The 12,112-nt window shown below is 42.0% G+C and carries 13 protein-coding genes; 3 read left to right on the top strand and 10 right to left on the bottom strand.

Annotated features, from left to right (window positions below; translation table 11 throughout):
• Nucleotides 1-177: 177 nt before the first annotated feature.
• Entirely contained in the window at nucleotides 178-768 is a 591-nt protein-coding gene (locus PARA125_RS04250) for a hypothetical protein (RefSeq protein WP_213157455.1), read from the top strand.
• 37 nt (nucleotides 769-805) lie between these two features.
• On the opposite strand, the gene PARA125_RS04245 is transcribed toward PARA125_RS04250, so the two are convergent.
• Complete coding sequence (locus tag PARA125_RS04245; RefSeq protein ID WP_213157454.1) at nucleotides 806-1,537, bottom strand: biotin--[acetyl-CoA-carboxylase] ligase; 732 nt, start codon at nucleotides 1,535-1,537, stop codon at nucleotides 806-808.
• 93 nt (nucleotides 1,538-1,630) lie between these two features.
• Between PARA125_RS04245 and PARA125_RS04240 the strand changes: the two genes are divergently transcribed.
• Together PARA125_RS04240 and PARA125_RS04235 are read left to right on the top strand one after the other, a co-directional pair.
• Nucleotides 1,631-2,773, top strand: a complete 1,143-nt coding sequence (locus PARA125_RS04240) for an FtsW/RodA/SpoVE family cell cycle protein (RefSeq protein WP_213157453.1) — start codon at nucleotides 1,631-1,633, stop codon at nucleotides 2,771-2,773.
• On the top strand, nucleotides 2,773-3,213 hold the full coding sequence (locus tag PARA125_RS04235; protein WP_213157452.1) for a hypothetical protein: 441 nt from the start codon (nucleotides 2,773-2,775) through the stop codon (nucleotides 3,211-3,213). Before PARA125_RS04240 ends, PARA125_RS04235 begins: the two co-directional genes overlap by 1 nt.
• 124 nt (nucleotides 3,214-3,337) lie before the next feature.
• Here PARA125_RS04235 and rpsJ read toward each other — a convergent pair whose 3' ends face one another.
• The 9 genes from rpsJ to PARA125_RS04190 form a co-directional block, all read right to left on the bottom strand.
• Nucleotides 3,338-3,673, bottom strand: coding sequence for a 30S ribosomal protein S10 (gene rpsJ / locus PARA125_RS04230; protein WP_213157451.1), 336 nt, complete (start codon nucleotides 3,671-3,673; stop codon nucleotides 3,338-3,340).
• Nucleotides 3,674-3,685: 12 nt separating this feature from the next.
• Entirely contained in the window at nucleotides 3,686-5,773 is a 2,088-nt protein-coding gene (gene fusA, locus PARA125_RS04225; protein WP_213157450.1) for an elongation factor G, read from the bottom strand.
• 15 nt (nucleotides 5,774-5,788) lie between these two features.
• Nucleotides 5,789-6,262: a 30S ribosomal protein S7 gene (gene rpsG / locus PARA125_RS04220; protein WP_213157449.1), complete on the bottom strand. Its 474-nt coding sequence runs from the start codon at nucleotides 6,260-6,262 to the stop codon at nucleotides 5,789-5,791.
• A 170-nt stretch (nucleotides 6,263-6,432) separates the two neighbouring features.
• Nucleotides 6,433-6,804, bottom strand: a complete 372-nt coding sequence (rpsL, locus tag PARA125_RS04215; RefSeq protein ID WP_013924496.1) for a 30S ribosomal protein S12 — start codon at nucleotides 6,802-6,804, stop codon at nucleotides 6,433-6,435.
• A 285-nt stretch (nucleotides 6,805-7,089) separates the two neighbouring features.
• Nucleotides 7,090-8,403: an ankyrin repeat domain-containing protein gene (locus PARA125_RS04210; RefSeq protein WP_213157448.1), complete on the bottom strand. Its 1,314-nt coding sequence runs from the start codon at nucleotides 8,401-8,403 to the stop codon at nucleotides 7,090-7,092.
• 260 nt (nucleotides 8,404-8,663) lie between these two features.
• Entirely contained in the window at nucleotides 8,664-9,362 is a 699-nt protein-coding gene (locus PARA125_RS04205) for a hypothetical protein (RefSeq protein WP_213157447.1), read from the bottom strand.
• Between the two features lie 14 nt (nucleotides 9,363-9,376).
• On the bottom strand, nucleotides 9,377-9,925 hold the full coding sequence (locus PARA125_RS04200; RefSeq protein WP_349305655.1) for a hypothetical protein: 549 nt from the start codon (nucleotides 9,923-9,925) through the stop codon (nucleotides 9,377-9,379).
• A gap of 16 nt (nucleotides 9,926-9,941) precedes the next feature.
• Nucleotides 9,942-11,354: an inorganic phosphate transporter gene (locus tag PARA125_RS04195; RefSeq protein ID WP_213157445.1), complete on the bottom strand. Its 1,413-nt coding sequence runs from the start codon at nucleotides 11,352-11,354 to the stop codon at nucleotides 9,942-9,944.
• Entirely contained in the window at nucleotides 11,354-12,028 is a 675-nt protein-coding gene (locus PARA125_RS04190) for a TIGR00153 family protein (RefSeq protein ID WP_213157444.1), read from the bottom strand. The genes PARA125_RS04195 and PARA125_RS04190 overlap by 1 nt, the downstream gene beginning before the upstream one ends.
• Between the last annotated feature and the right edge of the window lie 84 nt (nucleotides 12,029-12,112).

The following is a 12,112-nucleotide window of genomic DNA, read 5'->3' as shown; positions in this document are numbered from 1 at the left end:
AAGCAAGGGCTTTGCAAGATGTAAAGGTCTCTTAAAATAAATTTGGACTTTTACCGCACCCTTTCATTGTTTTGATGGGCTTTATTTTTGCTGGAATTTATTTTTTGGATGGTTTATGACTCGCAACAAAGGGAGCCTCAAATTGCTTAATAAATGCTTCTAAAGTACGGAGAAACCATGAAGCTTTTGTACTTATTTCCTTCCTTATTTGCTTTTTGTACTTTAGTAGGCTACTTCTCTTTACAAGGAGAAATACAAAATGTGACCCTCACGTGGCAAAATGCCCTATGCCCCCCTACCTGCGCTGAACTTTTGTTAAAAGAGTTTCAAAAAGTTCAAGGAGTAGAAAAAGCCTCTATGAATGCAGCTGCAGGGCAGTTACAACTTAATTGGCAGCCCCATACTCCCTTCTCTTTTGCCCCGATTAATGCAGCCATGAGAACGGTAGGCCCCCGTTTAAGCACTATCCGTTTAACAGTGCGTGGACAGATTCAAACTCATCAAGACAAAATTACGCTCGTTTCTGATCGCGATGGGACTGTTTTTAACCTTGTTAATCGCATTGCTCCTATGCAGAATGCCTATACAGAGCAATATAATATTCAAAACCGAGCCTTTCCTCCTCCCCTCTTAGCAGAGCTACGGGAAAAAGAAAAAACTAGGCAGGTAGTCATTATCGAAGGTCCTCTCTTTCAACCTGAAAGAGTGGTGCCCTTACAGCTAGTTCTCGAATCCATGAAAGATGCGCCTATGCCCACTAAAAAATAAGGTGTACTGGCTATCGTTTTTCACATCAAATTCTCGCTCACAAAAGTTCTGCAGAGCTGGCGACCTTTAGGGATCCGTCGGCAAGACGGACCTGCAAAAAGCCAACCTCTGTTAAGGCTTCTATGACGCCTCTCCACTGCTCGTGCCCTTGATTCAAGGTCATCTCTTTTCCTATTAACCCTTGAACTTTTTTAGCATACTTTTCAAAAAAAGGGGAAAAGCCTGCTTTTAAAAATAAATCATAGTCTCTTAAAAATTTTGCCTGCAAATCTTGCAACAGCCCTTCTCGATCAAATGTTTTATTAGCTTCTACTCTTAAAGAGGTCGCCGGTCGCCCAATTAGCAGCAGATCATCTTCAGACATATTCACATTTAGGCCAATTCCCAAGATCACCATCAAGTGAGCTTCTTCCACGCAAGTTTCCACTAAAATGCCCGCAACTTTTTTTGATTGGATCAGTAAATCGTTCGGCCATTTGATCGTTGCAATCAAGCCTTGTTCTTGAATCAATTCATCTATAAAAAGGGCACTGATTTGCGCAAGACAGCAACAAGAAGCACGTAAAGAATGGGGAATAAAAAAACAAAAGGAGGCATAAATGTTTTGAGAAGGGGGAGAAAACCATGATCTTTGCAATCGCCCTCTTCCAGCTGTTTGGACATCGGCCGTAACTAAAGTAACCCCCTCTCGATCAAGCTGATGGAGATGTTCTTTAGCCCACGTATTGGTGGATGAAACAGTATTTAAACGGTATTGGACAATTTTCATAACTCAAAAATCCTCTGCGATGTAGAATAGCATTATGCCCCAAACAAACTCAATCAATTTAAAATTAGCGATTAAAAGAATCAAAATAAAAAAATGACAATATGGAACTATCATTATTTAACACGCATGGACTTTAGAATCATTCCGGTGATTCTAAGCTTAATGTTTGTCAGCATTTTGATTATTTCCTCATATAGCTTATCGGGCCCTCCTGATGCAGCTGACGAGCCCTTTTTTACTCCGGTTGTCGCCAACCAGCTACAACGTTTTCTATTAGGTTGGGGGATTTATCTTTTTTTTGCAGGATTTGACTATAACAAACTGCGCGAATGGGCCTGGATTTTATATGGGAGCATGCTTGTTGCCTTATTTGGCTTATTTTTTACAGATTCTATTCAGCAAGTTCATCGATGGTATCGTTTGCCTATTATCAATGCAGCTTTTCAGCCGTCGGAATGTGCCAAATTAGTCGTAGTGATTGCCCTCAGTTGGTTTTTAGAGAGAAAAAGCCATCAATCTTCAACCTGGAATACAGCCTTTGGGGGCCTTTTAATTGTAGGGATTCCTTTTTTTCTTATTTTGAAGCAGCCTGATTTAGGAACAGCTCTTGTCCTTTACCCCATCACTCTAGTGATGTTTTATTTTGGAAATATTCAGCCATGGGTCATCCGCATCATGACTTGGGGAGGAGCGCTTATGCTCTCAATTGTGGCCTTAATCTTTTTGGAAATCGTCCCTCATGAATCTGTACGTTCGTATGCGACGCTTGTCATGAAAGAATACCAATTTAATCGCCTCGATCCCCGTACCCATCACCAGCGCGCCTCTGCGACTGCCATCGCTTTAGGAGGATTAACAGGAACGGGCTGGCGCAATAGCGATTACACGCGCGGTGGCTGGCTTCCTTTCCCTTATACAGATTCTGTCTTCCCTTCCTTTGGAGAAGAGTTTGGTTTCATAGGCCTTGTCATTTTGATTGCCCTTTTTTACGCCCTGATCTATTTAAGTTTTCAGACCACCGCAGTGGCTAAAGATCCATTTGGGAGACTCTTATCGGCAGGCATCACCGTCTATCTTGCCATTCACATCTTAATTAATATCGGCATGATGAGCGGTTTTTTGCCTATCACAGGGGTGCCCTTAATTCTAGTTAGCTATGGCGGCTCTTCTATTTTATCCACGATGGCAGCCCTAGGAATTTTACAGAGTATTTACAGCCGGAGGTTTATGTTTTAATGTCTCAGCAACTTTTTATTTTTCAACCAGGCCTTTGGATTGGCGAAGGAACGCTTTCTTTTAATGCCTCCTCAGAAAAACTTCGATTTTTTACAAAATGGACTGTTTCTCCTCTCGTTCAGGAGGAAATACATGCTTTTCAACAAGTGGAAATGGAAAGTTCACCCGAACAAATGCGCAATCATTTCCGTTTTTTTGAGATCACGCCCACCACCTTTTCAGTAGAGCTTGAAAACGAAGCGATGGGAAAAGTAACTGGCAGAGGCCTGATTGAACCCGGCAAAATCGCTTGGGAGTTTCGAAACAATCCCCTAGAAGGGTTTGAAGTTTACGCTTTAAATCTGGAAAAACAAGATGAATATCATCTGCATGCAGAATTTTCATCTACTGCGGAATTTAGAACGATCATCAAAGGGAGAATTTGGAAAAAAACAACTTAAACAGATGCACTTTTCCCTAAAACTTTTCGCCAGCTATTTTCTTTGAGGTAGAGAAGCGTTGAAAAAGGTTCTAATAAGGATAGATAAAAAGGCTGTCTCACTTGGAAACAGCCTTAAAAGAGATTTAAGCTTTGATTTTAATATCAATCCCTGCAGGCAATGTCAATGTCTTAAGCGCATCGATTGTTTTACCTGTGGGGTGTAGAATATCAATCAATCTTTTATGTGTGCGAATCTCAAACTGTTCCCGAGATTTTCGGTCAATGTTTGGAGAGCGAAGCACCGTGAATTTCTCACAACGTGTGGGAAGAGGGATTGGCCCAGCCACTCCCGCACCAGTTCGTTTAGCAGTTTCCACAATATCAGCGGTTGAACGATCCAGCAAACGCTGGTCATATCCTTTGAGCCGAATGCGGATTTTTTGCCTAGTTTGCTTAGTATGTTTTTCTTGTTTTGCCATATAGGATAAGCCTTACTTCTTAGTAATTTCTTCTTGGATTTTAGTTGGAACTCTCTCAAAGTGACTTGGTTCCATCGTATAGGTTGCACGTCCTGAAGATAGCGAACGCAATTGCGTTGAGTATCCGAACATTTCACTCAAAGGCACTTCAGAACTCACGATGACGGATCCTTTGTGGTTCTCTTGTCCTAAAATCTTCCCGCGACGGCGGTTTAAGTCTCCGATCACATCCCCTAAAGAAGCTTCAGGAGTGGTGACGTCTACTTTCATGATAGGCTCGAGGATAATCGGCTTACACTTACGTGCAGCGTCTTTTACCGCCATGGAACCGCAAATTTTAAACGCCATTTCGCTAGAGTCAACATCGTGATAAGATCCGAAAACAATCGCAACTTTTACATCAACTAGGTTATAACCAGCCAATACACCTGTTGCCAGACCTTCATTGATACCTGCAATCACAGCAGGAATGTATTCACGAGGAATCACCCCACCGACAATTTTGCTAACAACTTCGTTTCCTTTACCTTTTTCATTAGGCTCAATCTCGATCTCAACGTGCGCGTACTGTCCTCGTCCACCAGACTGTTTCACAAACTTCGTTTGAGCAGCTCCTGGGATGGTGATCGTTTCTTTGTACGATACTTGCGGTTTACCCACGTTTGCTTCCACGCCAAATTCACGCTTCATGCGATCATGCAGGATCTCTAGGTGAAGCTCTCCCATCCCTGCAATGATTGTTTGGCCAGTTTCCTCGTTAGTGGACACGCGGAAAGTGGGGTCTTCTTCTGATAAAGCAGCAAGCGCGCCAGACAGTTTTTCCCGATCAGCTTTGGACTTTGGCTCAATCGCCATAGAAATCACCGGTTCTGGGAATTCCATTTTTTCCAAGATGAAAGGACGGCTTGCTTCACAAAGGGTATCTCCTGTACTTGCTTTTTTAAGACCAATGCAAGCTCCGATGTCTCCTGTGTAAAACTCTTCTCTTTCTTCCCGTTTGTTTGCGTGCATTTCAAGCAGACGAGAAATACGCTCTTTACTATCCTTTGTGCTGTTGATCAGGTTCATCCCTTTGGTCAACATACCGCTATAAATACGAATAAACGTTAAACGGCCTACATAAGGGTCTGTCATAATTTTGAATGCAAGCGCAGAGAACGGGGCTTCATCTGAGGGTTGCAAAGCAATCTCTTCTCCAGAGTCCAAGTCATGTGCTTTAATAGCTCCTCGGTCTAACGGAGAAGGCATCCAATTAACAACCGCGTCTAGCAGCTGCTGAATCCCTTTGTTTTTGAAAGCAGATCCACACAGGACCGGATTGAATTTATTGGCGCAGACTCCTTTTCGGACCACGGCGTTGATTTCATCCACAGTCAAAGCATCTGGATTTTCCAAAACTTTTGTCATGAATGCATCATCATTCTCGTCAATTGTCGCCAACTCGTCTAAAAGCTCCGAGCGCATTTGTTTGCATTTTTCCAACAGATCTGCGGGGATATCTGCTTCTTCCCACTGAGCCCCGAGAGTCTCATCGTGGAAATAAAGCGCTTTCATGCTGATGAGATCTACCATCCCTTTAAAATCTGCTTCCGCACCAATGGGGCAGTGTACGGGGATGGCATTTGCATGTAGCTTTTCGCGCATCGTGCGAACAGCATCTCCAAAGTCAGCTCCCACGCGGTCCATTTTGTTTACAAATGCGATACGAGGAACGCCGTAGCGATCTGCTTGCCGCCATACAGTCTCTGATTGAGGTTCAACACCAGACACGGAACAAAACACCGCAACGGCACCATCAAGAACACGGAGAGAACGTTCTACTTCAATCGTGAAGTCCACGTGTCCAGGAGTATCAATAATGTTGATTTTTGCTTCTTTCCAAAATACAGTCGTTGCCGCAGAAGTAATGGTAATTCCGCGCTCTTGTTCTTGTTCCATCCAGTCCATCGTCGCAGCACCTTCATGCACTTCACCCATACGGTGTACGCGACCTGAATAGTAGAGAATACGCTCGGTTGTCGTCGTCTTACCAGCATCAATGTGAGCCATGATTCCGATATTACGAATATTTTTTAACTGATTCTTTTCACCTCTTGCCATTGCATCATTCTCCTTTTACCATTTATAATGAGCAAAGGCTTTGTTAGCTTCTGCCATACGGTGAGTGTCGTCTTTTTTCTTAATGGTGCTTCCTTGTTTGTTAAAGCAGTCTGTTAATTCTGCAACAAGCGCATCTTTCATTGAACGACCTGGTTTTTTTCTTGCATTCTCAATAATCCAGCCCATTGCCATTGAAGTGCGGCGGTGAGGCAAGATTTCGATGGGGACTTGATAGGTTGCTCCACCAATACGACGGGATTTAACTTCGAGAGAAGGCTTTGCATTTTCTAAGGCTTCTTCGAAAGCTTCTAAGGGGCTTTCAAATTTCACTCTTTTTGCAAACTCATCCAATGCACCATACACGATTCTGCGCGCACAAGATTTTTTACCTTGTTCCATCACTTTGTTAATAAATTTTGCGAGTAGCACACTCCCGTAAAGGGGATCTGGTTGAATTTCTCGCTTTTCTGCGCGATGTCTTCTTGACATAATTTCCTCAATAAAATTGTGTTCTTAAAACAGGTATTATAAAGCCTGAATAGGAAAACCTCAACGAATTCACCTGGCTTGACATAACTGTCAGCCTGTGCGTGATTTATGCTTTAATCCTCTAAAACACAAATCACGAACTAGGATACTCATTCGGGAGAATCCCAGCGTTACTTAGGACGTTTTGCCCCATACTTAGATCTTCCTTGCTTACGATCTTTCACTGCTGCGCAGTCTAATGCTCCGCGTACGATATGATAGCGCACACCAGGCAAGTCTTTTACACGCCCACCGCGCACAAGAACAATGCTGTGCTCTTGCAGATTGTGACCTTCTCCACCGATGTAAGCGATCACTTCTTGACCTGTAGACAAGCGTACCCAAGCAACTTTACGTAAAGCTGAGTTAGGTTTTTTGGGAGTTTTTGTCTTGACTTGCAGGCATACCCCACGTCTTTGGGGACATGCTTGCAGCGCAGGAGATTTACTACGTTTTGTCTTTGGTCGTCGTTCTTTTCGAACCAACTGATTAATTGTCGGCATTTTTGCCTTCTCCTTATACTTTCCACACTCTTTTTCAAGTGCTATACTGTTTGATTTTGTTAAACTTAAGAAATAATATTTAACGAAATAGCCGTCGCAGAAATTTTAACTCTCTTATGAAGACATGGAATAAGTATAGAGAAAAGAAAGTTTTTTGCAAAGGGAAGTTAAAGATAAAAAGCAGACACATCAAAAAAGCAATTTTAAATTTAAAAAAAATGCCCTTCTCTTCTTAACACAAGAAAGCAAAACCCCTTAGCAAGTTCCAGGGTTTTGCTTTCGATTTTAGACCATCTGAGGGGTTAACAAAGCGCGTATTTCTTCGCTGCTATCAGAACCAAATTCTTCGTTGTATAAATCGAGCGCCTTCTTTCCCGAGTTATTCATTTTAGAAGGATCAGCCCCATTTTCGATCAACGTTTGAATAAAAGTCACATTGGCTCGTATCGCCAGATGTAAAAACGTATTTCCTTCATGGTTTGCAGCCGAAAGAGCTTTTCGAATTTCTTCAGCACTGAGCTCCGCAAAAAATAGATCCAATTCTGCTACGCCTCCCCGCACCAAAGCAGCCATCAAGCGTGTATTAATTTTTGCTTCCCCCTTGCTAACTTTTGAAGTCGAGGAGCCTAGCTTTTTAGCAGACGAATTTTCCTGATTTACAAGCGAACTTTTTCCTGGAAGAACTGGCGGAAGCGTGTAACGCCTTCTCTTCTTATCCCGCTTCACATCCAATTTTTTTTCTCCAGAACTCTTTTTTAAACCCTTTTTTGCCGCACGCACTTCAGCTAAGCTAATGGTGAATGATCCACTCATACTGATTGGGCGCTCTGCCTTATCTGCGCTTTTCGGCTGCCGGCTATTTGCAGTCACTCCCGGCATAGTGGGAGAAGGAGGAGCCGGCGGAGGGGGTGGTAGAGCGACAAAAGCGGAGCCATTTTGAGCTTCTAGTTGCTCGCTTTTATCTAGCTCTTTTTTTGCTAAAGCCTCTGCCTTAGCTTTTGTATCCATTTCTTCGGGAGTGGATTCCGAATTCCTTCGCTCTGCTTTTGGCAAGCTTTCTATGCTGGAAAAATTTTCTTTAGCCCCCGCTTTCTTCCCTCTTTGTTCAGTTTCCTCGCTCTGGTCCGCTTCCTTTTCCAATGCGAGGGGTTGAGAAGGCTTTTCTTTACAACCCTGTAGGCCTAATTGTTCAAGCTCGTTATTTGGGGCAACTTTTGGCAGACCTACTTTTTTCTGAAGAACTTCAAATTGCTCCCTGATTTTTACCTGTTTTTTAGCTTCCCTTTCCAAAGCCTTGCATTTCAATTTCTCAATCAATTTAACAAGCTTAGCTTTGTACTCATCATTGAGAGTATATTGTTTTGCCGTAGCAATTGATTGCAAAACTTGTGCTACCTCAAGTGCATGGGTGCGGGAAGTAGGGATTCTCAATAAGCGAAAAATGAGATGCAAAACAGGATATTTATCCCCCCACGTTTTACTGTTCTTTAATTCTAACCTCGTCGATAAAAGCCTCCTAGGTTCGTCTTTAATAACTAACGCGGTATAGGCAGCATTTATTTTAGCGTGTAGTTCTGATTGGCGAATTCCAGCGACCATAAATCCCTCTTAGTTAAGACATTTCAACTGACTTAAAATTGAATAAAAAGTGCTTTAGCAAACGTTTAAATTTTAATATAAATAATTAAAACCCTTCATTCGAATCGCTTTTTAAACAGTAAGCATTTTGAAAGAGATCTAATATATTTAATATTTTTAGCTTTCCAAACACTGAAAAGCTTGTTATGGCAAAATTGCAAACGTAATTAAACAAAAAAGGCTCTATAAAAACAACGAAATCTTCAACTTTTCACAATAAATCAATTCCATTGATCGAAAGGGAAAGAGGGCTTAATCTCTTCTTCGGCTAAGGAAAATCGATCGATAGACCTAATAAAAGCTTTAATTGTCTCCCTAGCTTCTTTTAAAATGGCATATTTTCCTTCAGAAGGTTGGGAGGGGTAGGTTTGTTTGAGATTTTGGATAAAACGGGCAAAAGCCTCTTTAGCGTGTGAGGCCTGGTCGTCCCAGGTAGAGGGGAAAAATGCGGTAGGGTTTCCCTTTCTTACAAGATATTCTTTAACCTTCCTCTTCCGCGCCCGATCTATTGCCTCTTCAAATTTGTCTATTCCTTTAGAAGAGATTTCTTCAAATTGTCGATCAGCCGCCTGTTCAATCCGAATGATTAAGGAATGAGCCCTGCTAGTTCCCGTTAAAGCATACACAGAAATCAAAACAGCAACAACCACTCCTTTTAAAAAACTTGTTTCTTGCTGGCCCTTTTCCCGTATTTCTTCTGAAAAAGCCCCCAGAATTTTAAAAGCAACCACGGCGACACAAGCGCTAAGGGCTTTTCCGCTGCCCAATAAAATAATCGCTCCCAGGGCAGCTTTAACCCTGATTGCTTCAAAAAAAGAGGCTTGACTTTCTTTTTTCACTAATTCCTGCCTTTCTATCACCTCTAATAACAGTTGGCGGGTAAAAGAAGGTTGCAAAAAAGGCTGGAATGTTAAGAGCATAGGAAGCTTTCGATTTAACGATTAAAAACAGGGATTGCCACAATTTTTGAAGCAACCGGAATTTCATAGTAATAGGCCGAAAAAGTCAAAGCCACGGTATTTAATAGGTGTTCTTGCCCAGCTATTTTTACAATCGCTTGGTATTCACGCTTTCCCCAATCATCCCGAACAAAATCATATAATGTCGGCATTCTCTGCTTCTTATCAAATGTTACCATTTTTTCTTCACCCGGATTTAAAGTTGGCAAAGGAAGAATCTCCGTTTCAAATAAAGAAGCTGTGGATAAATGGGAAAGAGAAGAGGGAAATTTGTAATGAATTTGCAAATTTCCGGGCGGATTCGGTTGGTTTCCTAAATTTTTAATTTTTACACTAAAAGAGACTTCTACGCCCGCTTGGATTTGCCCTTCCTGCATTTGTTCTAAAGGGTTATCCATTGTAGCAACCGGTCTTATCAAAATTTCTCCTTTTAAAAGAGCTTTAGAATGATATTCTTCGTGCGCCATAACTAGCGATGTTAGCCATAGACATAGGCAAATTAAAAAAACAAATTTTTTATTCACAATTCCTCGTATGTTTTTAACCAAAAATTTCTGCGATTAAATAAAAGACAGAGACTGCCACTGCAGCCCCCGCTGGGACTGTGACAATCCACGAAATTACAATTTCACGCATTGTTCCAAGATCTAAAGCTTCTATCCCCCGTGCAAGCCCAACGCCAATCACAGCCCCTACCAATGTATGTGTGGTGGAAATGGGCAATCCCAGACGGGAAGCCAGCAAAATGGTGGTGGCAGCCCCAAACTCGGCTGCAAATCCTCTTGTGGGAGTGAGTTCTGTAATTTTTTTTCCGATTGTTTCAATCACACGCCACCCCCAAGTCGCCAATCCCGCCACAATTCCTATCCCTCCCAGAGCTAAAGCCCAAGTAGGCACAGGAGCCTCAAAAGGGATTTCACCCGTTAATAAAATTGCTACAGAAGCGGATAAAGGACCAATGGCGTTTGCCACATCATTTGCCCCATGCGCAAATGCCATTAAGCAGGCACTTATGATTTGCAAGTAGCCAAAAATTTTTTCAACTCCACTATATTCTGAGTGAATGTTTTCATAGGACTCACTTTGTTTGTGAATCATCCCCTCAATTTCGCCTACCACGCTGCTTAGATGAAATTGCAACTCGCCCGAAGAGGCGGAATGCACGCGTTCAAGGCACCTTTTAGCAATTTCCATTTCTTTAATTTGCTCAAGGGTTGCCAGCGCAATCGATCGCGTCAATACTTCGGGGGAAAATGAACGCTTTAGACATAACTTGCTAACCAAAGCTCCGCTTCCTCCCGCAATTAGACTGATGAAAAGGGTTTGCAAAGGAGAAAAATTCAAATTTTTCAATCCTGAAGGAATTAAGATTAAAAACAGAATTAAAATGAGCAAGAAGACAAGGAGAGGTGTCCATTTTTTAGCAGCTTTCAGGGGGCAAGACGAATAAAAAATTTGCTTGCGCAATAGGCTAAAAACCCCGTAAGAGATGAGGCCTCCCAGCAAGGGAGAAATAATCCAACTCGATATGATCGAGCCCACGTTAGACCAATAAACGGCATCAATCCCCCCAACGACCACGCCAAATCCAATTAAAGCTCCAATGATAGAATGGGTAGTTGAGACAGGCCATCCGAAGTAGGAGGCAACTTGTAACCAAGCTCCGGCCGCAATGAGAGAAGAGAGCATTCCATACACAAGCAATCGGGCGTCATGAGAAAAGATTCCAGGATCTACGATTCCCGTTTGGATCGTCGAAGAAACATGTGAGCCAAAAAAGAAAGCCCCAGAAAATTCTAGAACGGCAGCAATAATGACAGCTTGCTTTAAAGTTAAAGCACCCGATCCAACAGATGTTCCCATGGCATTCGCGACATCATTTGCCCCAATATTCCATGACATGTAAATGCCTGCCAGGAGGACAAGAATTAACAAAGCGATTTCCATTGACATTATTTTAATTCCAAAGTTGTCCTAACTCGATGAGCTAAATTCTCAGACAAGTTGGCAATTTCCCCTAAAGAGTTAAAAATACTTTGCCACAAATAAAATGTTCCATAGGAAATTTGTTCGTCCATTTTAAACAGCTCTTTAAGAAGCTTTCTTTGCAGGAGATCAGACTCATGTTCTTTAAAAGAAACCTCATCAACCATTCTGCGCACTTTTTCTGCTTCAATACCTCCGAAAGAAGATTCTAAAAGCTCTTGTAACTCCTGAATAATATGGCGAGTCATTTCAAAAGTCTCCAAATTTTTTTCGAGGAATTCTTGAAAAGGATTTTCCAAAGGAGTTAAGAAAGTAATCTCCTTTAAGGTGGCAAGAATAGCAATATCTTCCGCTTTATCTGCAATACTGTCTTGAATAGCCAAAATTTCCAAAAGGTGACCTTTGTCGATAGGTAAAAAAAGGCTTTTGGGAAGATGGTTGCGGATATCATTTTTTGCAATGTCTGCCTGATGCTCTAAATCACAAGCTTTCTCTGCAATTTTTTCCACAGCTTGATAATCGCGATTTTGAACTGCTTGAAATAAATCGCGCAGCAAATAAACACAGGAAGCGACCTTTCCCATATGGGATTCTAATAGGGCAAAAGGAGAACGTCCAAAAAGGTTGAGAATGGTTAGCATAGATGCAATCTCTCTACAAAAACTGCTTTATTGAATACACGATCTGGGAGTTTCTGTAAACTCAAACTTTCCTGATTGATTGAA

Source organism: Parachlamydia sp. AcF125, from assembly GCF_018342475.1.
Classification (GTDB): domain Bacteria; phylum Chlamydiota; class Chlamydiia; order Chlamydiales; family Parachlamydiaceae; genus Parachlamydia.
This window is presented reverse-complemented; position numbering and strand designations above follow the sequence as displayed.